General features: G+C 62.7%; 22 protein-coding genes and 1 pseudogene. 18 read left to right on the top strand and 5 right to left on the bottom strand.

What is annotated here, in order from left to right; genetic code table 11:
- Positions 1-213: 213 nt before the first annotated feature.
- The 4 genes from AC1D1W_RS12200 to AC1D1W_RS12185 form a co-directional block, all read right to left on the bottom strand.
- Positions 214-417 (bottom strand): hypothetical protein, encoded by a 204-nt coding sequence (locus tag AC1D1W_RS12200; protein WP_243182081.1) that lies wholly within the window; start codon positions 415-417, stop codon positions 214-216.
- Positions 418-657: 240 nt separating this feature from the next.
- Positions 658-966: a hypothetical protein gene (locus tag AC1D1W_RS12195; protein ID WP_476943814.1), complete on the bottom strand. Its 309-nt coding sequence runs from the start codon at positions 964-966 to the stop codon at positions 658-660.
- A gap of 12 nt (positions 967-978) precedes the next feature.
- Complete coding sequence (locus AC1D1W_RS12190; protein ID WP_476851586.1) at positions 979-1,743, bottom strand: hypothetical protein; 765 nt, start codon at positions 1,741-1,743, stop codon at positions 979-981.
- On the bottom strand, positions 1,740-2,477 hold the full coding sequence (locus AC1D1W_RS12185) for a hypothetical protein (protein ID WP_476851585.1): 738 nt from the start codon (positions 2,475-2,477) through the stop codon (positions 1,740-1,742). The genes AC1D1W_RS12190 and AC1D1W_RS12185 overlap by 4 nt, the downstream gene beginning before the upstream one ends.
- Positions 2,478-2,721: 244 nt before the next feature.
- On the opposite strand from AC1D1W_RS12185, the gene AC1D1W_RS12180 reads away from it, so the two are divergent.
- The 16 genes from AC1D1W_RS12180 to AC1D1W_RS12105 all read left to right on the top strand — a co-directional run bounded on the left by AC1D1W_RS12180 (position 2,722) and on the right by AC1D1W_RS12105 (position 19,926).
- Positions 2,722-3,753 carry a CHAP domain-containing protein gene (locus tag AC1D1W_RS12180; protein ID WP_476943819.1) on the top strand — a complete coding sequence of 344 codons (1,032 nt, stop codon included), beginning with the start codon at positions 2,722-2,724 and terminating at the stop codon, positions 3,751-3,753.
- Positions 3,750-4,265, top strand: a complete 516-nt coding sequence (locus AC1D1W_RS12175) for a hypothetical protein (protein ID WP_476943813.1) — start codon at positions 3,750-3,752, stop codon at positions 4,263-4,265. The genes AC1D1W_RS12180 and AC1D1W_RS12175 overlap by 4 nt, the downstream gene beginning before the upstream one ends.
- A gap of 43 nt (positions 4,266-4,308) precedes the next feature.
- Positions 4,309-5,784 carry a MinD/ParA family ATP-binding protein gene (locus AC1D1W_RS12170; RefSeq protein ID WP_476943812.1) on the top strand — a complete coding sequence of 492 codons (1,476 nt, stop codon included), beginning with the start codon at positions 4,309-4,311 and terminating at the stop codon, positions 5,782-5,784.
- A gap of 33 nt (positions 5,785-5,817) precedes the next feature.
- A complete protein-coding gene (locus tag AC1D1W_RS12165) occupies positions 5,818-6,429 on the top strand; it encodes a DUF6668 family protein (RefSeq protein ID WP_476943811.1) in 612 nt (203 codons plus the stop codon).
- A gap of 11 nt (positions 6,430-6,440) precedes the next feature.
- On the top strand, positions 6,441-6,710 hold the full coding sequence (locus AC1D1W_RS12160) for a hypothetical protein (RefSeq protein ID WP_476943810.1): 270 nt from the start codon (positions 6,441-6,443) through the stop codon (positions 6,708-6,710).
- 27 nt (positions 6,711-6,737) lie between these two features.
- Positions 6,738-7,487: a DUF8175 domain-containg protein gene (locus AC1D1W_RS12155; protein WP_476943809.1), complete on the top strand. Its 750-nt coding sequence runs from the start codon at positions 6,738-6,740 to the stop codon at positions 7,485-7,487.
- Between the two features lies 1 nt (position 7,488).
- Positions 7,489-8,787 (top strand): TrbL/VirB6 family protein, encoded by a 1,299-nt coding sequence (locus AC1D1W_RS12150; protein WP_476943808.1) that lies wholly within the window; start codon positions 7,489-7,491, stop codon positions 8,785-8,787.
- Positions 8,774-10,282, top strand: a complete 1,509-nt coding sequence (locus AC1D1W_RS12145; RefSeq protein WP_476943807.1) for an SCO6880 family protein — start codon at positions 8,774-8,776, stop codon at positions 10,280-10,282. The genes AC1D1W_RS12150 and AC1D1W_RS12145 overlap by 14 nt, the downstream gene beginning before the upstream one ends.
- Positions 10,283-11,872 carry an ATP/GTP-binding protein gene (locus AC1D1W_RS12140; protein WP_476943806.1) on the top strand — a complete coding sequence of 530 codons (1,590 nt, stop codon included), beginning with the start codon at positions 10,283-10,285 and terminating at the stop codon, positions 11,870-11,872.
- Entirely contained in the window at positions 11,869-13,638 is a 1,770-nt protein-coding gene (locus tag AC1D1W_RS12135; RefSeq protein WP_476943805.1) for a type IV secretory system conjugative DNA transfer family protein, read from the top strand. Before AC1D1W_RS12140 ends, AC1D1W_RS12135 begins: the two co-directional genes overlap by 4 nt.
- A gap of 15 nt (positions 13,639-13,653) precedes the next feature.
- Positions 13,654-14,091: a DUF4913 domain-containing protein gene (locus tag AC1D1W_RS12130; protein ID WP_476943804.1), complete on the top strand. Its 438-nt coding sequence runs from the start codon at positions 13,654-13,656 to the stop codon at positions 14,089-14,091.
- A gap of 448 nt (positions 14,092-14,539) precedes the next feature.
- Positions 14,540-15,223, top strand: a complete 684-nt coding sequence (locus AC1D1W_RS12125) for a pentapeptide repeat-containing protein (RefSeq protein WP_476943803.1) — start codon at positions 14,540-14,542, stop codon at positions 15,221-15,223.
- 665 nt (positions 15,224-15,888) lie between these two features.
- A complete protein-coding gene (locus AC1D1W_RS12120) occupies positions 15,889-17,121 on the top strand; it encodes an AlbA family DNA-binding domain-containing protein (RefSeq protein WP_476943802.1) in 1,233 nt (410 codons plus the stop codon).
- A 115-nt stretch (positions 17,122-17,236) separates the two neighbouring features.
- The gene (locus tag AC1D1W_RS12115; RefSeq protein ID WP_476943801.1) at positions 17,237-17,950 is read left to right on the top strand and encodes a hypothetical protein; all 714 of its coding nucleotides are present in this window, start codon (positions 17,237-17,239) and stop codon (positions 17,948-17,950) included.
- A complete protein-coding gene (locus AC1D1W_RS12110; RefSeq protein WP_476943800.1) occupies positions 17,947-19,080 on the top strand; it encodes a helix-turn-helix domain-containing protein in 1,134 nt (377 codons plus the stop codon). Before AC1D1W_RS12115 ends, AC1D1W_RS12110 begins: the two co-directional genes overlap by 4 nt.
- 135 nt (positions 19,081-19,215) lie before the next feature.
- Positions 19,216-19,926 carry a hypothetical protein gene (locus AC1D1W_RS12105; protein WP_476943799.1) on the top strand — a complete coding sequence of 237 codons (711 nt, stop codon included), beginning with the start codon at positions 19,216-19,218 and terminating at the stop codon, positions 19,924-19,926.
- A gap of 179 nt (positions 19,927-20,105) precedes the next feature.
- Here the strand turns inward: AC1D1W_RS12105 and AC1D1W_RS12100 are convergent, their stop codons facing one another.
- Complete coding sequence (locus tag AC1D1W_RS12100) at positions 20,106-20,651, bottom strand: hypothetical protein (protein WP_476943798.1); 546 nt, start codon at positions 20,649-20,651, stop codon at positions 20,106-20,108.
- Positions 20,652-20,990: 339 nt separating this feature from the next.
- Between AC1D1W_RS12100 and AC1D1W_RS12095 the strand changes: the two are divergent.
- A pseudogene (locus tag AC1D1W_RS12095) lies at positions 20,991-21,403 on the top strand (IS110 family transposase); the annotation flags it as partial.
- A 66-nt stretch (positions 21,404-21,469) separates the two neighbouring features.
- Positions 21,470-22,321, top strand: a complete 852-nt coding sequence (locus AC1D1W_RS12090; protein ID WP_476943818.1) for a transposase — start codon at positions 21,470-21,472, stop codon at positions 22,319-22,321.
- The last annotated feature ends 18 nt before the right edge of the window (positions 22,322-22,339 follow it).

Genomic DNA, 22,339 nt, shown 5'->3' with positions numbered 1-22,339 from the left:
TCATTTCGGGCGTGACTTGACGCGCCGACTGTAGTGCGTCGGATGTTGACGACACGGCCGCTACAGGTACCATAGACAACAGCTAGTCCCTTCGGGGTATAGCAAATGGAGCGCCCCTCACGGGGAGCTTGATAAGTTCAGATCGCTGATCCGCCAAGATGTGGATCTGAACGTCATACTTTTTGAAGGCCCGCGAAAGCGGGCCTTCAGTTTTTAACTGGCCTTAGCGATAGGCAGGGCCTCCTGGCCAGAGATGCTGTCGAAGTCGATGGTCTTTAGGAAGTCGATCACCAAGCGAGCAACAACATCGCTCTTGGAGTCGCCGGTAATGTCCGAGAAAGCTTGCAGCTTCTGGGCATCAGCAGCCTGCATCCGCACGGTGATGTTCCGGCGGTCTCCCTTGAAGGGCTGTGGCATGGCGTCCTCATTCCTTGGTTTTCCATGGACATTCTCCATGGAACCGGAATCAGGTTCCCTTAAGTGGGATGTCGCTGCCGTGTCGCACCAATCTCCGGGCAGTCGTTCCCGCAGGTCGACCGCGCTATTCCCGTGCGGGCGAGGGTTCGCGACTGGGTTGCAAGACATTGATAGCGCCATGGTTCCAATATGCCACAAAATCAAGAAATTTTAGTTATGGATCAAACTGCGGCCTCAAGGTTAGCGCTTCCAGGCCCGCCGAACGATGGCTTCGACCTCGGCAGCATCGGCCGATGAGCCGCCGCCGGCGTTCAAGGCGCCACGGAACAGGTTCCTGGTTGCCAGGAGTGATCGGAAGTACTGTCCGCGGCGGTCGATTCGTCGAGCCTGCACGCCAAGGAACTTAGCTGCCTCCCGTCGATTCATCCCGGAGACGATGCAGATTTTCACTGCTTCGAAGATGACCCTGTAGGCGGCCTCGTCTTCCTTGTGGACCTTGGCGAGGACGCGTTTGACGGCTAGTTGGGCGTCTTGCGGCGTGGCATTCATGAGGCAGCCTTTCTAGTCGATCGAAAGAGCCGAGCGAAGCTCGGTCTGCGGTGTGCGGTTCTTCCGGGCATAGGCGAAGAGTGCCAGGCCTATCACCACGAAGGCGGTGGAGACATAGGAAACAATCATGAAGAGGTAGGTGACGTCGCCGGTCGCGCCCAATTCGACCGGATAGGTGAAGGCACGCATCAGTGACAGCGCAAAGCCGGTGGCAATAAGCCCGGACGCGAGCCGGCCGACACGGAGCGGATTCTTGCGTGAGTCCTTGTAGGCGGGCCTGATGAGCGGGAAAACTATGTAGGCGACGTAGGCCAGCACGAGCCACGTATTCAGGCGCACACTCGGCTGCGAAGCGTAATCCAGCAGCTGCGGTGACGGATTCGGGGCATCCGTCGCCAGAAGGGTCCCAAGCAGGCCCGTGGCGACGATTCCCAGCACGGCCGCTCCGGGCGCCCCGACAGTCCACCTGCGCGCAAGCGGTGAGTCGTAGGCAACGCTGAGGTGCCCGCCCAGGAAGGCGACGGCCACGAGGGCGAAGTATTTGGAGATCAGGTCGGTGCCATTGGTCAGAGGCATGAGCGACTCCACACCCATGTAGACCGGGGGCAGGAGCAACAGATAAGCAAGGGTCAGGAAAATGCCCGACAGGGCGATGCTGCTGGCTTTTCCCTGCAGTGCGTGCTGGTGTCCCAACACCGGCGTATTGATGCGTTTGAACGTCAGGCTGCCCAGGAGAATGAGCATCAGGCTTACCGGGACGACGGTGAGCGGGTTCATCCCAGAAGTTCCGTCATCTTCTCCGCGTATTCGCGGGCTTCCTTGCGTTGCTTCACACGCCTCTGCAAAAGATGAATGCGGGCGGAAATGGCGTCCACTAGGACATCATCGGAAACTTCAAGTAGTTCGTCTTCGCGCGCCCGGATCTGCCACCCTCCCTCGGCCGGCGTGATCAATTCAGTCACCACAAGGCCGGACGCGTACGAGCCCCCGCCGGCCCGAGACGCAGCAATCGCCAAGTGAGGATTCAACTTATTTTCAGTGAGCTGTGTGGCGATATAGGTAAGCGCCATGCCCGTTTCCTCTGACATCCTCTGACGAATGTCCCCCGGGTCGATGGCATCGATCCAGGCCCGAACAGAGCCCTCATGAGGGAAGGCAATGAGGTCGATTCCCTTGCGCATCTCACGGGGATAGTGCCTTTGAGAGGTGCGGAACTGCAGCTCGGCCATGAGATCGGCGTGATGAACCTGGCTCAAAACCTCTGCCGAAGAGGGCTCTATGGGCCGGGACTTAATGATCCGGTACGGACTGAAAACGCTGAGCGCATCGATGACGTTCGTGCCGGTAGCCCTTGCAACGGCAATCACCGTGGACTCCGCAACATTTCCACGCCTGAGCTGATTGTTCAGGGTGCCCCGATTTATACCGGTCAGCGTGCTCAACGCAGTAGGTGACGGGCTGACGGCGCTCCCCTCTAACCACTCCCTAAATTCGGCGGCTGAGACAGGCACGGACACTCCTTAGACAAAGGGCATAGACAAGCACGGGCGATCAATACCTGCTAGGGTTGAACCAATAATTAAACTTTCTTCGATAGATCAAATCTTGGTTGAATCCATCGTATCTTCTGCACCGAGTTTAGCCGGGGCCCACCTACGAGACATGACCGCTAGGCAACACAGCACAGAAGCACAGGGGGAAGCCGTGAAGCCGTCCAAGAGGCTCAGCACCGGAACCGCCGTCGTAGCACCCGTGATGATGCTCGGCTCGGTTTTCGCCATGCTCCTGCTGCTGGCCCCCGCGAAACCCGCCGCGGCTGACTGCGGGCCTGCCGTGTCCGTCGTCATCGACGGCAGCACCAAGGTCGAGGGGTACACCCAGGAGCAGCTGAAGAATGCCGCAGCCATCATGGGCGCCGGCAAGGCACTGAACTTATCCGCAAACGGTCAGATGATCAGCGTCATGGTGGCCCTGGGAGAGTCGGGCCTGCGGGTGCTGGACTCCGGCGACGGTGCCGGCCCGGACTCGCGGGGTTTGTTCCAGCAGCGCGACAACGGCGCGTGGGGCTCCTACACAGACCGCATGAACCCCACCACTAGCGCCACCAACTTCATCAAGGCCCTGCAGGCCGTGCCCGGCTGGGAGCTGTTGGAACCGACCCTTGCCGGTAACAAGGTCCAGCGCAATGCCGACCCGTACCACTACCAGAGGTACTGGCCCGGGGCCGTCAAACTCGTTCAGGCGCTCTCGAACTCGAAGTTCTCCCTGCAAGGCAGCGACTGCGCCATCCCGGGACAATCCGGCGCGGGGGATGACTACCCGTGGAAGAACGCCCCGACCTGGTTGCAGGCCGGAGCGAACACAGCCAGCACGTCACCGCTGGGCATGTACTACCGCGAGTGTGTGGACTTCGCCCTGTGGCGGGTGAACCAGCAGATGGGTTCAACCAGCGCACCGTTCAAGGTCCTCAACGGCACCTTCCGCCCGGACGGGCAGCAGCTGGGTTCCGCAGTGACGTGGAAGGCCGGCTGGGACGCCAAAGGCTGGCCAACCGGCAGCACACCCCGGGTCGGCGCCGTCGTCTGGTACGCGCCAGGGTCCGGGGGAGCGGACCCGAACTTCGGCCACGTAGCCGTGGTCAAGGAAGTCAAGGACAACGGGACCTACGTCGAAGAGGGCTACAACGGCAACCCGGCCCCGGCGGACCACAGCTACTACACCCGGACAGTGGCCAACACCGTCCCCTCCGCTTTCCTGTACCTGCCCACTGAAGAGGAGAAGAAGTGAAGAAGCCCGTGATCCTGCTCGCCGTGGCGCTGCTCTGCGTTTCCTGCGCACCGGTGGCGAACACGACGCCGGCACCGGCGGCATCACCCAGCCAGCCCACAGCGTCCGCGCCGGTCTCACTGAGCGCCAACAGCGGACCCCAGGCGCCCGGGGGCACGGTCCCGGCCACGATCGGCATCACCTGGGATCAGGCCAGCAAGGACAAAGCGGGGGAAGTCGCGGGGAAGGCAATGACGGACTTCGCCCGTCCCACGGTGGAGGAAAAGCAGTGGGCCAATGACCTGGCCCGCTGGCTGACTCCGCAGGCCACCGCTGACTACTCGGCGGTGGACCCGTCCAACGTCCCGGTCAGCCGCGTCACCGGCCCCGCCACGCTGAGCGTCGATGAAGCCAACGGCTTCGGCGTCATGGCAGCGGTTCCCACCAATGCCGGGACCTACACGGTGCAGTTGCTCCGCACGGGCAGGGACGCCCCGTGGAAGGTCAACCGGCTCACCCCGCCCTCGTCCTAAGCGCCGCACCCCTCTCCATCTCACACACGTAAGGAAGAAGCTCATGGGTACTACACCAATCGAGGTCATGGCCTTTCCCAACATCAGGGCCATCGTCCGCGACAACGGAACCGCCGAGGTCGTCGTCGCGGGGAACTCCCGCGTCGTTCCTGCCGGAGACTCCGTTCAGGAACTGCGCAACAATGCCCTGGCCCTCATCGTGGGCGAGGCACAGACCCTCCAGCGCCCCGTGCGGGTCCAGATCGAGGATCCCGAAGGCCACGGTGAGCTCATCGTGCACCCGGATAACAAGATCGAATCCGTTTCCTATGACCCCCGGCAGACCCGCCGCCGGGTAGAAGCTCCGGAAACCACACCCAGGACAGTCGTCCCGGCGATCATTGAGACCGTCCCCGCACCGGAGCCCGTGGCCACTCCAGCAGCGTCCGCGCCAGTTCCTGGCCCGGCGGCACCGGTGGACGCCCAGCCGTGGCCACCTGCCCCCGTCGCAGCCGATGCGGTTCCGGTGCCGGCCAACCCGGAACCGCAGACGGCCGCCGCCGTTACTGAAGAAGCGGCGCCGACGCGGCGCAGCTTGAAGGAAACCTCGTTTCTGGTCAGCGCCCCGGTGCTGGAACCGGCCACTCAGGGTTGGCGGGGAATGCTGACGCGCCTGGGACTGCGGATGGACCCCTCGGAGGAAGAACTCTCCGAGCGGGAGGACATTCGCACGGTGAGCCAGCACTGGCCCGGTCCCCGGACCATTGCCGTGGTCAACCGCAAGGGCGGGGCGAACAAGACCCCCACCGTGGTGATGCTCTCGGCCATCCTCGCCCGCTACAGCGGGGCCGCCGCCGTCGCGTGGGATAACAACGAGTCCCAGGGCACCCTCGGCTGGCGGACAGAAAAGGGCTCCCACGACCGCAGCGTCCTGGACCTGATCGACGCATCCACCGAACTGCTCTCCCCGTCAACGAACGCGGCCGAAATCGCCAAGTTCGTTCACCACCAGACCGCGGACAAGTTCGATGTCCTGCGCTCGGATGAAAACGAGGAAGGCGACCACGAAGTCACCGCCGAGGAAGTCGACATCGCCCACCAGGTCCTCACCCGCTACTACCGCCTCGTCGTGATGGACTCCGGCAACACCGCCCGGGCAGCGAACTGGCGCCGGATGATCGACCACACCAACCAGCTCGTCGTCCCGGTCACCGCCATCGAGGACCGCGCCGAAGCCGCCCGGCTGACCCTGCAGACCCTGGAATCCCGTGGCGGCCACGACGCAGAACTGGCACGGGGCGCCGTCGTGATCGTCTCCGAGTCCACCGACGCCAAACGCAGCATGAGCGGGGATGCCCTGAAGCGGGCCAAGGACGAGGCGCAGCGGATCGCTGACGGCTTCGCCCCGTTCGTCCGGGCCGTCGTCCGGATTCCTTACGATCCGGCCCTGGTCAACGGACCCATCCGCTACGAAGCCCTCCAGCCCGCCACCCAGCGGGCATGGCTCGCGGCCGCGGCCGCCGTAGCCGCTGGCTTCTGAACCACTCACCAACGGACTTTGGAAGGAGGAACCATGCAACAGACATTGAACCCCTGGATCACAAGCCCCGCCACCGACAACGCGGAGGAGGAGGCACAGGACGCGCACCTGCCGCCCGCGGCAGTAATTAGTGCGCCGCTGAGGGGAGTGGTTGAACCGGACGCTGCAGACCGTCTGGCCCGCCGCACGGTCTCAGGTTCTGCAGCGCTGTGGGTCATCGGCGCCCACGGGGGATCCGGTGAAAGCCGCATCGCTGACCTTCTCGACGGGGCGCGCGTCACCGGTCACTGCTGGCCTGTTCTCCAGGACGGCAGCAAGCCGCGGGTGCTGCTGGCCTGCCGTGCAGATATGCGCGGGCTGACAGCTGCACAGAGCGCACTGACCCAGTGGGCATCAGGCGCGGCGCCTGAGCTTGATCTGCTCGGCCTCGCCGTCCTCGCCGACGCACCGGGGAAGACCCCCAAACCCCTGCGTGACTTCACCGCCATCGTCGGCGGGGGCGCACCCCGGCTCTGGACCCTGCCCTGGGTCGAGGCCTGGCGGCACGGAGACTCCACAACCCTGCCGCCGGCCCGCGAATACCAACGCTTCATCACTGACTTAGCCGCCCTGGCTACCACCACCTCACCCGGCACCACGAACTGAAAGGTCTCACCATGAACCCCTTCGCTGTACTTGACGGAAGCGTCATCCCCAACCCCACCCCGGTCGTTCCGGCACAGGCAGGTGGCCTGCTCACGATCCTGAACTGGGCCTCCGGCATCGGGCTGGTCCTCGGCGTCCTGGGCGTCATCATCGTGGGCATCGGCATGGTCATCCAGCTCCAGCGCGGCGAGGGCGCCCAAGCCATCGGCAAGCTCGGCTGGGTCCTGATGGGCTGCATCATCATCACCGGCTCCGCGGGCATCGTCCGCGCCTTCGTCTAAGCCAGCACTAACAGCGGGAGGTTCACCATGAGCCAGTCAACAGAGAGCACCACCGAAAGCAATCCGTTCACCAAACCCGGTTTCATCATTGCTGCCGCGCTGGTGGTCGCGCTGATCGCAGCATCCGTCGTCATCTTCCTGCTCCCCAAAGGACAGGACACCACCCAGCCAGCGCCGGGAACGGCAGCGTCCGCCAACCCGGGCACAGCCAGCCCCAGCGCCACGACAGTTGCAGGCAAGAGCGTCTGCGGCCTGCCCTCAAGCACGGAAACAGCACTGGGGACAGCGCCTAAGTCCAAGTGGGCACTCGTAGGGACAATGGCCGCACCCACCGACCCCAAGACCTTCGGGCCGGGCCTGACAGACGGAGACGGCTTCAGATCATGCTTCGCAAAATCCCCAACCGGTGCCCTTTATGCAGCCGCCAACATCTTGGCTATGGGCTCCTCTGGAGATCCTGTCCTCAGTCAGAAAGCCATGGACAAGCTCTTGATGCCCGGGCCGGGCCGGGATATCGCCAGGGCAGACTCCTCGTCAAAGTCCACGTCGAACACAACCGTTCAATTTCGCGGCTTCGTAATCAAGAGTTACTCACCATTGGCAGCAAACGTTGACCTCGCCTTTCAGACCGACAAAGGGATGCTCGGGCACGCGGTCCTTCCTTTGCAGTGGGCCGATGGGGACTGGAAACTGGCAATTGCCGACTCCGGCCAATTGATCAACGAAATAGCCCAACTTCGAGACCTCAGCGGCTTCATCGCCTGGTCGGGAGCCTGACGTGGCAGAAAAATCATGCGGACCCATCGATGCCGGATGCGCTGTAGGGAACTGGGTCTCGGGGCTCGCCGATGACGCCATAGGCAACATGGCGAAGGCCATCATGGAGGGCATGAGCCAGATGGTGACGACACTGTCTACTTTCTGGGTGTCCATGCCCACAGTGAACCTGGCCAGCTCTGACGGTGCGAGGCCGAGTCCCGTCGTCTCCGTGGTGAACAGCGAATTGATGGTTTGGACTCTGACGCTGGCTGTCCTCGCGGTCATTCTCGGTGGCATCCGAATGATTTGGGAACAACGCGGAGCACCGCTAAAGGATCTGCTCCGGTCCCTCATCACGCTGGCTCTTGTCTCGGGCCTTGGCCTGGGAGTCATCTCAATTCTGGTGATCGCCGCAGATGCGTTTTCGGCCGAGATCATCAAGCGTTCCACGGACGGTAAGGGCTTTGCCGAGTCGATGAAAATTCTCGTGCTGGCCAATCAAACGGGTGTCGGCGTGTTTATCCTCATCGTTCTGGGATTGATCGGTCTGATTGCCTCCCTCGTCCAGGTCGTTTTGATGGTGGTCCGCAGCGGCATGTTGGTGATCCTGGCGGGCATCCTGCCCACCACCGCGGCCTTCACGAACACGGAGATGGGCAGGCAGTGGTTCCAGAAAGCAGTTGGCTGGACTATCGCCTTCATCCTCTACAAACCAGCGGCGGCCATCGTCTACTCGGTCGCATTCCTCCTCATGGGTAACAACAGTGGGAAGGATTCATTGATCACTTCCATCACGGGCTTCACGTTGATGATCGTCGCGCTGTTCGCTTTGCCGGCGCTGATGCGCTTCGTGACGCCGATGGTTGGTGCCGTCGCCTCCGGCGGGGGAGCGGGGGCCGGGGCTGCCGTTGGGGCCATGGCCACAGGCGCCGTGTCCCTGGGCCGCAGCGGCAGCGGTAAGGGCAACGCCGCCCCGACCCCGGCAACCACACAAAGCAACCAGTCAGGGACAGCTCCGAAGGGCAGCAATGGAACGCCTGGCCCGAAGGGGAACGGCGGTCAGCCGACACCGGGGGCTACCGGTCCGGGCGGGGCTACCGGCGCCGCAACCGCGGGGACAGCAGGCAGCACCGGGGCAGGAGCTGCCGCCGGCAGCGCAGGTGCCGCGTCGGGTGCGGCGAAGGCCGCCGGTCCGGCTGGCATGGCCGTCGCCGTAGGAGCACAAGCAGCGTCCAGGGTTTCTCAGGCCGCACACCAGACCGCGCAGGATTCAACCGGCCAATCAGAAAAAGTGGAGGGCCCCAGTGGCAGCAATTAATACCGAATACAAGGAACCGTCCTACGGCAACTGGCGCGTCCCGCGCTCTGCCGGACTGGGCAACCTCGGCGCCATCGGCACCGGCATTGTCATGGCCGGGTTGTTGGCCGGGATCATCAGCTTCGCCATCTGGGGCCTGTTCCCGGGCCTTGCTGTCCTGGCCGTAGCCGGGGCCAGCGCCCTGCTGCTGACGGTCAAGGACAAACACGGCCAGTCCGTTGTTGACCGTTTCGGAACACGGATGAGCTTCCGGCTCTCCAGGTCCTCCGGAACGAACCTCTACCGTTCCGGCCCCCTCGGTGTGACGCAGTGGGGCATGTACCAGCTGCCCGGCCTCGCGGCGAAGTCGACCCTGTACGAGTTCACTGACTCCTACAAGCGCCGCTTCGCGCTCCTGCACGTCCCGGCCACCAGCCACTACACCGTGATCTTCTCCACCGAACCCGACGGCGCGTCCCTGGTGGACCCGGAGCAGGTCGACGTGTGGGTGGCGAACTGGGGCGGCTGGCTCGCCGGCCTCGGGGACGAAGCGGGCCTGGACGCCGCCGCCGTGACGGTCGAGACCGCACCGGACTCCGGCTACCGGCTCCGCAATGAGGTCATGATGAACATCGACCCGAACGCCCCGGATTTTGCCAAGAACGTGCTCAACGAGGTCGTACAGACGTACCCGGAAGGGTCGGCCACGGTCCGGGCCTGGGTGTCCCTGTCGTTTAACGCCTCCCTGCGGGCGGGATCGAAGAAGCGCACACCCGAAGATGTGGCCCGTGACCTCGCGTCCCGGATCCCCGGCCTGTCGGCCCGGCTGCAGTCCACCGGCGCCGGCATCGCCAGGCCGATGTCCGCGCAGGAACTCTGCGAGGTCGTCCGGATCGCCTACGACCCTCCCGCTGCCCTGATCATCGATCAAGCGCACGCCGCCGGCTCCCCGGTGTCCCTGACCTGGGGCGAAGTCGGACCCTCCGCGACGCAGGCCGGCTGGGATGACTACCGGCACGACAGCGCGTTCTCAGTCTCCTGGACCATGACCGGTGCCCCGCGCGGGTCGGTGAACTCCTCGGTCCTGTCCCGGCTGCTGGCCCCGCACGGGGACATTGACCGCAAGCGGATCTCGCTGCTGTACCGGCCGATGGATTCAGCCCGGGCCGCCGCCGTGGTCGAACGCGACCAGAACAACGCCAACGTCCGCATCACCTCCGGTACCCGCCCCTCCGCCCGCGCCCTGGTCGATGCCCGCTCCGCCGTGCAGACCGCCCAGGAAGAAGCCCAGGGCGCCGGGCTGGTGAACTTCGGGATGGTCGTCACGGCCACCGTGACCGACAAGAACCGCCTCCCCGATGCCGTCGCCGCCGTGGAACAGACCTCCGGCACCGCCCGGGTGCTGTTGCGCCGGGCCTACGGCGCGCAGGACACCGCGTTCGCCGCGTCCCTGCCCCTGGGTCTGGTCCTTCCCAGGCACAGCATGTTGCCCTCCGAAATCAAGGATGCGCTCTAAATGGCCCTCAAGGACTTTTTGACGTCAAAGACAGTAAAGCCAGTAAAGGGTGTACCAAAGGACAATGTTGGGAAGCAGCCCCGTGAGGCCGGGCCGGCTGCCCGTGGCTGGACCGGACGCGGCGGCGGTATGGCCCAGCTCGTTCCGTCCGTGAAGGAATACCGGGGAACCACGGTTCAGGTCTGCGGGCTGTGGCCGTTTTCCTCCGGGGCGTCCTCGCCCATGATCGGCGTCCCGCTGGGACGCCATGAGGAAACCCAGGCCACGGTCTGCTGTGACCCGATCAGCTGGTTCCAGCGGGCACGCCTGATTTCCAATCCGTCTGCGTTCATCCTGGGCAAGCCGGGGCTGGGAAAGTCCACCGTGGTGCGCCGGATGGTCATCGGCCTCTCCGCCCAGGGCGTCCACCCCCTGATTCTGGGGGACCTGAAGGGCGAGCACGTCAAAGCGGTTCAGGCGCTCGGCGGCCAGGTCATCAGGCTCGGCCGCGGCGTCGGCTACCTGAACATTCTCGATCCCGGCCAGGCCGTCGAAGCGGCGCAGCTGCTCGAAGACAGCGGCCACCATGAGGACGCCGCCCGGGTCCGCGCCGACGCGCACGGCCGTCGCCTGACAATGGTTGTCTCCCTGATCACGATCAGCCGGAACAACCCGCCCACCGATCAGGAACAGACCATCCTGGACCGTGCCTTGCGGGTCCTCGATGACCGGTTCGACGGTGTTCCTGTCCTGAAGGACCTGCTGGACGTGATCATCTCCGCACCCGATGAGCTCCGGCAGGTCGCGCTTGACCGCGGGGACATGGCCGTCTACCTGCAGGAGACCCGCGCCTTGGAAGCAACCCTGCTGGGCCTGACCGGTGGCGGGAAGCTCGGCGAAATCTTCTCCCGGCACACCACCAACCCCATGATGCGCGACCGCGCCGTGGTCTTCGACGTCTCCAGCATTGACGAGACAGAAACCGACCTCCAGGCCGCAATTCTGCTCGCGTGCTGGTCCTACGGTTTCGGCACCGTCAACGTCGCCAACGCCCTCGCGGACGCCGGTCTGGAACCGCGACGGAACTACTTCGTGGTCCTGGACGAGCTGTGGCGGGCGCTGCGCGCCGGCAAAGGAATGGTGGACCGGGTGGACGCCCTGACCCGGTTGAACCGTTCCGTTGGTGTCGGGCAGATCATGATTTCCCACACCATGTCCGACCTGCTGGCGCTGCCGGCGGAAGAGGACCGGATGAAGGCCCGTGGCTTCGTTGAGCGCTCCGGCATGGTGATCTGCGGCGGCCTGCCGGCCTCCGAGATGCCGCTGCTGACCGCGGCCATTCCGTTGTCCCGGCAGGAGCAGCAGAAGCTCATCTCCTGGCAGGACCCGCCCGCCTGGGACTCCCGCGGGCTCGACGTCGAACCTCCCGGACGCGGGAAGTTCCTCATCAAGGTCGGCGGCCGGCCAGGGATCCCGCTGCTGGTGGGACTGACATCTTTGGAGCAAGGCCCGGATGGAGTCAACGACACCGAGGGGAAGTGGCATAACGCACCGGAAAGCCTCCTCGAGCCAATGACCCCTGACGTACTCCTTGAGGGAGGCTCGCTGTGAGCGCACCGAACCGTAAAGGAATGGGCCTCGGCGATGCCCTGCTGGTCTGGTTCGCCATCGGCTTCATCATCATCTTCGGCGGAGGGACCTACGCGGCCGCCCACCTCGGGTCCTGGATGGCCGGCATCAAAGCACCCCCCAAACATCCGATTGATCTGATCGCCGGGCTCATCAAGGGCCGCGTGCCCTGGCCCGTCCAGTCCACCGTCGCCGCCGCCCTCATGGCCGGCGTGGTCCTGGTCCTGGCCATCGTCGTGCTCGTAGCCTGGAGGAAGGGTGCCTCCAAGCGTGCCCGCGTCGACAAGGCGGCCCGGTACCTGGGCCGGGGGAAGTCCCTGGCCGCGTTCTCCGAGAAGGGCGCGATAGCCACGGCCGAGCGTCTGGGAGTGACAGGCACCCCGGGCATCGTCGTCGGCAAGGTGGTCTCCACCGCCCAGACGTTCATTCAGTCCTGGGAAGACCTCAGCCTCGATATCTGGGGTCCCCGTACCGGTAAGTCCACGTCCCGGGTTATGCCCGCGATCCTGGACGCACCGGGTGCGGTGGTGTCCACCTCGAACAAGCGTGACGTCGTGGACGGCACCCGTGGCGCCCGCGAGAACACAGCCCCGGTATGGGTGTTCGATCCGCAGAAGATCGCCCAAGAGGAACCGGACTGGTGGTGGAACCCGCTCTCCTACGTCACGGACGAGGAGAAGGCGTACAAGCTCACCCAGCACTTCTCTGTCGGTTCACGGGTCCCGGGGTCCAAACCGGACGCCTACTTCGACCCCAAAGCCGAAGACATTCTCTCCTCATATTTCCTCGCGGCCGCGCTCGGGGAACGGCCCATCACGCAGGTCTACCTGTGGGTGACGGAGCAGGTAAACCGTGAACCGATCAACATCCTGAAAGAGCATGACTACGAGCTGCAGTACAAGGGCCTGGAGTCCACACTGGAGCTGGCCGACAAACAGCGCGACGGCATCTTCGGCACCGCCGAGAAGATGATCCAGTGCCTCAAGTCCAGGAACACGCTGCGCTGGGTCGCCCCGACCGGCGGCGCAAGCGTGGCGAGTGATGGCCGCCGCCAGTTCAACCCGCACGCTTTCGCTGCCTCACAGGAGACGATCTACATCCTCTCCAAGGAAGGGGCCGGCTCAGCTGCCCCGCTCACGACAGCGTTGACCGTGGCGATCGCTGAGGCCATGGAGGAACGGGCCGAACGCAGCGGCGGCCGCCTGCCCAAACCTGCGCTGTTCGCCCTCGATGAGCTGGCCAACGTCGTCCGCTGGGCAGCCCTGCCGGACCAGTTCAGCCACTACGGCTCCAAGGGCCTGATCGTCATGGGCATCCTGCAGTCCTGGTCACAGGGTGTCGAGCTGTGGGGCGAGGCGAACATGCGGAAAATCTGGTCCGCCGCGAACGTAAAGGTTTACGGTGGTGGCGTCGCCGAAGAAGGCTTCCTCCGGGCACTCTCTGACCTGATTGGGGACTACAGCTACACCAACGTCTCCATCTCCTCCGGCAAGTCCGGCTCCAGCCGTTCCCGGCAGGAGGGCAAGGAACGCATCTTCGATGTCTCCAACCTCGCGGAGCTGGACCGTGGCCGCGCCGTGGTCCTCGCCTCCGGCGCACCCGCCACGCTGGTCCGGACCATGCCCTGGTACACCGGCCGGCACAAGGAAGCCGTGGAGGCGTCGATCAAAAAGTACAGCCCCCGCCCGGAAGAAGACGCCGTCCCGGTCCCGGCCGCACCGGCAGCTAATCCCTGGGTCACCGGCTAAGGAGAACGGTCAATCATGGCAGATGATTTCGGACTGTTCGACACAGATACTCCCGCACCTAATCCCGGAAAGAGCCACGACGAGGGCAAGGAGAAGGCACCGGAGCTCGTCTACGGCTCGGCCGAAGAATTCCTGCACGAGCAGCTGCTGCCCACGTATGTCCGCAGCGTCACCGGGAAATCAGCAAAGTGGTGCACCGAGTGGTATTTCCACCCCGAAGCCGTCTCACGTATCGCGGCTCTCTGGCGCGCCTGGGAACACCTGCGCCTCGACCCCGCCACCGGCATGAGCGTCTGGTGGCGCGACCACGCAGACCACCACATGAGAATCCTGCTGGACCCCCAAGGACCGTTCTACAACTGCGACATGAAAGAACACCGCGACCCCGAACACCTCGAACCAAAGAAAGCACCAGCCGGATGGTTCCCCGACGCTCGGGCACTGCCTGCCTAGGGGCAGTCCACAGTTGGGGGCAATCCGGGTTATCCACGGCTGGAACGGGAGCCATTTGGGGGAGCTCCCTCAGCAGCAGTAGCGGTGGATAACCCATCAGGATTGTCCCCGGCTGTGGGTACCGAAACCAGGCTGTTGCACAATTCAAATGCGAGGAAGTGTGGGCTGGGGTGGCGCTGACATCAGCGGCGTAATTCCTTACCCCCGGGCGGGTATCTACTCCATACTCGTGGTTGAGCAGCCTGGCAGCGCCTCATGCTTATGTTCAGCTTCTGCCMCTAACGCGGTTGAGACCACCTGCTGCCGGTGAACGGTAGCAGGTGAAGGTGACCTCAAGCGGCCTTACGTTCGAGGAATCCCATACGCGTTTCTCCTGAAATCCCGCCATAAGCAGGCCTCTGCTGTGTTGCTGACGTTCACTTATCGGGGCCTGTCGTACTGTCGGAGCGTGAAGACCCTGATCCGAAGGCCGTACGTCAAGAATCGGCGCCTTGTGCAAACAAAACCATCCYGGCGTCATGACTTACTAGTTGGCCTTGTTTCTGGCGCCATAGTCGCTGCAGCGACAATGTTGGGTCAAGCTGCACTTGACGATGACAGATCCTCTCGAGAGGAGCGCTTAGAGAACCTGCGTTTTGTGCGAGAACGTTCTTCGGAAGTAAAACAGGATCGCCCGTTTCGGGGTATGGACTTGAAAGAAATAAATCTGGCTGGCTTGCAACTATCTGCCGCCGACCTCACTGCTGCCGATCTAACAGCTAGCGATCTGACTGGCACGTCCTTACCGGAAGCCACCTTTAAGGACGCCCAAATTTCCGGGGCATACCTCACTCAAGCTGACCTGAACTATTCGAACTTTATGTTCGCGGACTTGCAGGGCGCCTTTCTAGATCGGGCCCATCTTAAGGCAGCGGCTCTCGACAATGCCAATTTTCAAAATGCACATTTGGAAGACGCCGATCTATCAGAATCTAGCCTTACTGGCACGAATCTTTTCGGAGCTCAACTACTTAGGACCAACCTGACGAACGTCTGCTACGACGAGATAACAGTGTGGCCGGAGGGGTTCACGCCGCCACCAAGCAACCCAACCCATTGCTGGAGCAAGCGAAGTACCTTGCCTCAGGAGTGAAAGTGCCCCCACTCACCATTTACGCCGCGCCGTTGGCTACGGCGTCGAGCTGCGCGTCAGTGACATAGCCGTCCAGATCGCGCGGCTTGGATACGTGCAGCAGGAACAAATGCGGAGCACACTGCATCAGCTCCCGCAGCAGGGCTGGCTGTCAGATTGAAGTCTAAGACTGCTCTCCGGGCATGTGGAAGAGCCGGTTTTGGCACCCTATTCTGACAGCTCTTTCTAACGCTGCCTGACGTCAGGTTGGGGTGTACGTCACGACACCCCAACACACGCGCACCAATACCGGCGGAAGTTTTTGGTTCTCCCGAAATTGAGACGCAGGTGGTGTAGCCCTTAGTGCGCGACCTGACTTCTACTGGCTGAGGTGCGCGATCTGGGTTTGGTGATTGGCGTGCCGAGGTGATGCAGGTTGCGGGTGAACTAGAGCAGCTCACCCAGCTGCGGTTGCGCTGTACCCCCGCAGAAGGCCGTTTCAGTAAAGATCAGCTTCGAGCACTTAACCAGCCTCTTGAGCTTGTCGGGATGCATACACGTGGTTGGCGGACCGGAAAGAAACGAGCTCAGACCTTCCTTGCAAGGCACCGGAAGCTTTTCAAGGGCAGCTAAGCGCCTTACTACGGGGGACATGTCCTGCCCATCCAGGTGCAAGAATTTCATCCATGGCTTTCACACCTCTACACCGCGCCCTTGGGCTCCCTCCTTCCGAGCCGGCCTTTGCTATGCTCCACAGCGCTATCGAGCGGCAGGTTACGGAAAAAGGTGACCTCGATTGGAAGGAGAGGCTGCCTGACAGCCGCAATCCCAAAGCACCTGAGGAGTTTGCTAAGGATGTTGCAGCCATGGTCAACGGTGGGGGAGGGATGATCGTTTACGGCGTGGCCGAAGACAGGGCCAGCAGCGCGGCGAAGGACATAGTTCCCGTAGAGGCGTGGACGGATGCCATCGAGCGGAAACTGAGGGGCTGGGCGTATTCCCTGATCCAGCCGCCGGTTCACGGCCTGGAGTTCACTCCCTTGGAAGACCAGAACGATGGCTCCCTTGCCGTGATCCTGTCGGTGCCGGCAAGTCTGGAGATGCCGCACTTTGCCATGAAGGACGATGCCCTTAGAGCGCCGCGACGTTACGGCGCCCAAACCGTGTTCATGAGCGAGCGGGACATCGAACAGGCCTACCGCACGCGCTTCGAGGACCGCAGGAACAACTCCAGGGACCTCGCGGACCTCCTTGACCAAACCATGAGCGGTCTAAATGACGGAACCGTGCTTGCGGCGGCGGCACGTCCCACAAGCCCCCGTCCTGCATACGCGGGGCGGATCAGCCGGGAGGATGCCGGGAGCATTCTGGCGTCCCTGGTGCACGGGAACCCCTACCTGAAGGGCAGGGACGGATTCGACTACGTCGATTCAAATGCACGAGCCGGGTATCGGAAATGGCGTTCTCTAGGGGGGCGCGGCGGTCAAGCCTCCGGAGTCGTCGAAATCCACGACGATGGAAGCGTGAGCCTGGCTTACCAGGCCCTGGTCAAAGGAAAAGGTTTCGAAACGAACGACGTCCACGCCATGGATGCCCAACAGCTTTCAGCCCACATCGTCCATCTTGCAAGAGCTACAGCCGAGCGGCTGGACATGACCAGCGATTTCGAAATCAGTCTGCTTATGAGCACCGGAGGCGGCCTGCCCATATTCATCCGGACCTTCGAGAAGGGCGTCGACCACCTTCGTGACCGTGACCACCTGACCGGTATCCATAAGTTCCAGCCGGTGACCGGGATTCTCGCTGCCAACAGTCGTCCCGAAGAGGTTCTGGATACGGTCCGCAGTCTGGCCCTGGACATCATGAACCAGGGCGGATCAATGGATCTGGGGAAGCGCTACTTAAAGGCCGAGCTTTGATACGGTCGGCCCCTCAGGCCACCCGGTTGAGAGGCGACACGCCGAAAGTGTCGCGTTCTTGGATTTTTCTAAAGTGGCCATGTAGGTTTCAGGTAGAAAACTACAGGAGGTTGCTTTGAAGAACGCGGTCGACGTCGAATGGTCATTTCGTCGCTTTAGTGCCCACGGAAAGAGCCTTCCTGAGACCATCCTGACCACCCTTAAGGACTGCCACAATGAGCATGCCGACGGCCAGGCGCTAATCCGGTCGAAGCATAAGCGGTCCTACGGTCAGGTGAGCTACACCGTCCAGGAGAGGCTCGAGGAGGCGCTGGCGGGCCTTGAGGGAGTCGAATTCAAGCGCCCTGGCCGCGGCAAGCCCAAGGTACTCGTCGTCAACGGCACGGCTCTCGTTCCTTGGCGGTACTCCAGGCTGGCGACGGCAGACCTGCACCAGCAGAAGTATGGGACTTCGGATTCCCGGATCGGCACTTTTTCCATGCCGGTGGGCCCCTCACAGGGCATGCTCGACCTCGGGGACGGCGCCCGCGCCACCCTGACGCCCGAGGAAATCGAACTTGTTGACGCTCTGCAGGAGATGGACGGTTCCGAGTCGCTCAAGCACCACCGGGTAGTAGTTGTTGCCTATGCCAGCAACCATCAGGCATTGCACCATGCAGTGTGGGCTGATGCCCAACTGGATGAGGACGGCATGCTTATCCTGCAGAACACCCAGGAGCTGTTCCATGCGGATTCAGCGGATGCAGCAGCAAAGCCGGAGCCGAAGAGCTTCGATTCCGAGCCCCGCCGTGGCCTCAACCTGATGCCTAAGGAAGCATCCGGATCATGACCAGGCAGCTCACTCTGTTTTCAACCGAAGAACTGATGTCGACCCAGGCTGTCAGAGACTACTTTGATGCTGCCAGGCTGACGCAGGCGCGGCGGCTGGCAGGGATTACCAAGCAAGCGCTTGGCGACGCGGTTGGTGTCTCGGGAGCGGCCATCGGCCAATACGAGGCCGGCGTGACACCACGTCCCGAGGTACTCGGCCTGCTGGCCAAGGAGTTGGGACAGCCCGTTGCGTTCTTTGCCATGGGCCGGCCGATAGGAAAACTGGACGTCTCCCAGGCCCACTTCCGCAGTCTTCGCTCGACGCGTGCGTCGGAGCGGCTCAAGGCCACTTCCTTTGTCGAGCAGGTGTGGGAGGTAACTTTCGCGCTTGAAAAGCGGGTAGCTTTCCCGGATGTGAATGTCCCGTTCAATGACGCGGACAGCAGCATGTCCGCCGTAGAAGCAGCGCGGGCCCTCAGAGCCTACTGGGAGGTTCCAAGCGGGCCGGTTTCCAACCTGGTGGAGCTCATGGAGCGCAACGGCATCGTCGTTTCGGTTCTCACTCTGCGTGGCGACCAGGATGAAGCCGCGAGGGTGGACGCGTTCTCGACAGCTGCACTCAACCGCCCCATCGTCGTCGTGACCCCGGAAAGAGCCCGTTCTGTCTACCGGCACAGGTTTACGTGCGCCCATGAACTCGGCCATCTCATCCTCCATCGTGAACTCGCTGTCGGGGACCCGCGGCAGGAACGTGAAGCTGATGCATTTGCTGCCGAGTTCCTGATGCCCCGGTCTGAGATAGAGCCGGTTCTGCCCGCCACCATGAACCTTCCACGGCTTGGCCAGATCAGCCAGACGTGGGGCGTGTCGCCGGAAGCGCTGGTGTTTCGCATGCAGGAACTCAAGGGCGCCTCAGACGTTTCCGTTCGACGTGCGTACCAAAAGCTGAGGTCGGGCAACCGGCAGGAGGCGTCCGTGGCTGACTACCCGGGAGAAGTCCCGATGCTGCTGACCGAGGCAATGAAAGTTGCTGAGAAAATAGGGTTTTCTGTGGTCGATCTGGCAAATGAGCTCAGGTGGGCTCCGGAACGGGTTCGGCAAGTGCTGGGGCTTGTGGACGAGCGGCCTAGGCTGACGCTGGTTCGCTGACCAGGAGCCTGATACGGGTACTGCAGACCAAGGAGCCCGGACCCGCTGAAGGGTCCAGAAAGACGTGTAGTGCGCTGCGAAACAGGTATGTGGGGGGAACGTCCTGCGGAGCTCGGACCCGAAGGGCTTTCGGTGGTGGCCACGCCAGCCCCGGCCTTGGTTGATGCAGCGCAGCAGTTGGCTCAGATGCCGGGCGCAGAGAAGCTGAAGGTGCGATCCGGGGAGCATATAGCGGCGATCCTTCTCACCGCACTGCACTCTCTGCCGGTGGCCGTGGATGAAGACGGCGGGGTCGACCTTGTGTTTGAGCGCAGCAGCGCTCAAACACCGCCCTGGCCGTTCGGCGAGTCGCTCAGCGCAGCTGTAGAGGTCAAGTCGCTTCCTGGAAAGTGGCGCAAGCACGAATACACTATGAGGCTGGGCGACACCTACCAGGTCAAAATACAGAACGCCCTTGAGATTCTTGAACTGGGCTCGAAGAAGATCACGGAGGCTTCGGAGGCCCTGCGGCACAAAGTCGGATCCTCCGGCGTGTCCAGGAATGCCTTCTTGATCATCCATCCCATGGACGGGTTTGCGTCGGAGCTCATCACCGGGGGACCGGTGATCGGGCATCTACTGCCCGCCTTGGATGAACGCGTACCTTTGGACTCTCTGTGGGTCTTTTGGTATCCCGGGCTGCTGTCCAAATGGTCTCGGATGGAGCGCCACTGGACGGACTATTTATTCGCAGAGACCAGTCCGAACGATCCTTCGCGGGGCGATGCCATAGAGGCTGCTGAAGACATCTTTCTGGAGGGTATCGGCTGGACCGGCGGATCCCCTTGGCGGATGGCCTTTAACTAGTTTTTCAGCCATGTCTCCCAGGACATCACACCATCGTGCGGCGGCGGCATTTTGTCTTGCGAGAGGGGGTGTGGGGTAGACCCGTTTTAGGAGGCTTGTGCAACTATCAGCCTGCTTACTTGACGTAATCTTCATTATCGGCGTTTGAGTGGGACGAGTAGAAGTAGAGAGAACTCGTCTCACTTTGTTTTTGTGTGGCTTGCAAAGCCTTGTTGGCGAATTGCCAAACGAGCTGGCGAATCCTGCCAGCGAGTTTGCGAACCGTTAGTGCGGCTCACTGAACCGGGGCCACGCATGCTGCGTGCTGGACAGAACTGCGGCTTGGTCGCCGCGCGCAGGATAATCATCCTGAGCGCTCTGGAATTGAACTTTCGCCAATTCCCTTGGCAACGTTTGAGCCCCGGCATCGATCTCGAGTTCTTTGAGCGTCGCAGGCGCGGCACCAGATCCGGCAGCGCCGCCGCCAGGAGTCGCCCGCACGGGGTCCCGAGGACCGCCCAACAGAACCTCAAGGCCTCGATCACCGGCTCCCCGTAGAGCGGCGGCCATGGCGGCCTGGGCCGCACGGGCTTCAGGACCAGCGCGGTCCGCAAGGCCTTGCGCGCGTGGTCGCGGTGCCATCCGGTCGTTGCGCACAGCTCATCCAGAATCTGCTTCTTCACTGCCCTGTCCGATCGGGCGTAGCGGGTGGCGATGACCTTCGTGACAGCCCTGCGTTCACTCATCGAAAGCTTCATGGCTCACAGTGCCGAAGCGGCAGACATCGCCCCGGCGGACACGCCGCTCCGCGGGCATTCTCAAATGATTCTTCGAATAACGCTCCGCGGGCATCTTTCATGAGTTGATCGGCTGCCTACCGGCCGCGCCACGGATGGAGGAAAATTCTGTGGTCGTCCGGTGACCCCGCGTTGACTTGGTGCGGTTGGAGCCAGCAAATGAGTTTGGAGACCGGAGGCCGCTGACAGGAACTACGGATTGTTGCTTCGAGCACGTGAGTCAGACTCTTTCGTCCTGCAGGCCTCCCCGGGCGGCACCGCCGCAACGGACCGGAGAAGGGACGATCGATGGAAGTGTTACGAGAACGGTGCGCTGCTCTGGACATCAGCAAGCGTGACGTCAAGGCATGTGTCCGGGCGCCGGACCCGCACCGGAAGGGTAAAAGGTCGCAGGAAGTTCGAACCTTCGCGTCCATGACTAATGCTCTGCTGGAGTTAAAGGATTGGCTGATCAGCGAACGGGTCAGCGTGGTCACGATGGAAGCTACTGGCGACTATTGGAAACCCGCGTATTACCTGCTGGAGGACGCCGGGTTCGAGTTGATGTTGGTCAATGCCCGCGATGCAAAGGGCTTCCGGGCCGCAAGACGGACGTCAGTGATTCGGCGTGGCTATGTCAACTCATCGAATGCGGGTTACTGCGGCCCTCGCTGGTTCCGCCCGAGCCGATCCGCCGGCTGCGTGATCTCACCCGGTATCGGACCACGACAATCCGGGAACGCAACAGGGAAGCGCAACGACTGGAGAAGGTCCTCGAAGACGCCCGCGTGAAGCTCTCCGTGGTGGCCACAGACATCCTCGGGGTGTCCGGTCGGGCGATGATGCAGGCCCTCATCGACGGTGAACGGGACCCACAGGTCCTCGCCGATCTGGCCAAACAGAAGCTGCGGCTCAAACACGATGCCCTGGTCGAGGCGCTGACCGGTCGCTTCAATGACCACCGCGCGTTCCTCTGCGCAATCATCCTGCGCCGGATCGATGAACTGAGCGCCGTCATCGAGGAGGTCACCAAACGGATCGACGCCGAACTCGCCCCGTTCGCCGACACGGTCGAGCACCTGGTGACCGTCCCGGGTATTGACCGCAAAGGCGCTGCGGTGATCATCGCCGAGACAGGTGGTGACATGACCAGGTTCCGGACCGCCGCGCATCTGGCTTCGTGGGCGGGAGTATGCCCTGGCAGCCACGAATCCGGCGGAATCAAAAAGCCAGGAGGCCGGCGAAAAGGCAACAAAGCACTCGGAGCTGCCTTGGGCAACGCGGCCATGGGCGCAGCCCGGACCAAAAACACCTACCTTCGCGAACGTTACTACCGGCTCGCTGCCAGACGAGGCAAACAACGAGCCATAGTCGCTATCGAGCATTCTTTGCTCACCGCGATCTGGCACATGCTTGTGAACAACCTCGACTACCACGAACTCGGACCGACCACTTCACCCGACGCGACCCCAGCCACGTCATGCGTCGCGTCACCAAACAAGCCAATGCGCTCGGCCTTACAGTCCGATTCGACCCGATCCGTCAAACCGCAGCGGCAACCTGAACCACTCACCGTCCATTTTCGAGTCAGTCAACGCGCCCTCTTCCCTTGCATGCGACCGAGACCTACAATCTCTTAAATCTGAACCTCACATAAC

The organism is Arthrobacter sp. P1_B4 (genome assembly GCF_056406555.1).
This window is presented reverse-complemented; position numbering and strand designations above follow the sequence as displayed.

What these genes read in the sequence shown, in the direction of transcription:
- AC1D1W_RS12190 (WP_476851586.1), bottom strand. Translation starts at nt 1,743, where the DNA reads ATGAACCCGCTCACCGTCGTCCCGGTAAGCCTGATGCTCATTCTCCTG.
- AC1D1W_RS12200 (WP_243182081.1), bottom strand. Translation starts at nt 417, where the DNA reads ATGCCACAGCCCTTCAAGGGAGACCGCCGGAACATCACCGTGCGGATG.
- AC1D1W_RS12155 (WP_476943809.1), top strand. Translation starts at nt 6,738, where the DNA reads ATGAGCCAGTCAACAGAGAGCACCACCGAAAGCAATCCGTTCACCAAA.
- AC1D1W_RS12165 (WP_476943811.1), top strand. Translation starts at nt 5,818, where the DNA reads ATGCAACAGACATTGAACCCCTGGATCACAAGCCCCGCCACCGACAAC.
- AC1D1W_RS12120 (WP_476943802.1), top strand. Translation starts at nt 15,889, where the DNA reads ATGGCTTTCACACCTCTACACCGCGCCCTTGGGCTCCCTCCTTCCGAG.
- AC1D1W_RS12195 (WP_476943814.1), bottom strand. Translation starts at nt 966, where the DNA reads ATGAATGCCACGCCGCAAGACGCCCAACTAGCCGTCAAACGCGTCCTC.
- AC1D1W_RS12100 (WP_476943798.1), bottom strand. Translation starts at nt 20,651, where the DNA reads ATGAGTGAACGCAGGGCTGTCACGAAGGTCATCGCCACCCGCTACGCC.
- AC1D1W_RS12140 (WP_476943806.1), top strand. Translation starts at nt 10,283, where the DNA reads ATGGCCCTCAAGGACTTTTTGACGTCAAAGACAGTAAAGCCAGTAAAG.
- AC1D1W_RS12180 (WP_476943819.1), top strand. Translation starts at nt 2,722, where the DNA reads ATGATGCTCGGCTCGGTTTTCGCCATGCTCCTGCTGCTGGCCCCCGCG.
- AC1D1W_RS12110 (WP_476943800.1), top strand. Translation starts at nt 17,947, where the DNA reads ATGACCAGGCAGCTCACTCTGTTTTCAACCGAAGAACTGATGTCGACC.
- AC1D1W_RS12130 (WP_476943804.1), top strand. Translation starts at nt 13,654, where the DNA reads ATGGCAGATGATTTCGGACTGTTCGACACAGATACTCCCGCACCTAAT.
- AC1D1W_RS12160 (WP_476943810.1), top strand. Translation starts at nt 6,441, where the DNA reads ATGAACCCCTTCGCTGTACTTGACGGAAGCGTCATCCCCAACCCCACC.
- AC1D1W_RS12170 (WP_476943812.1), top strand. Translation starts at nt 4,309, where the DNA reads ATGGGTACTACACCAATCGAGGTCATGGCCTTTCCCAACATCAGGGCC.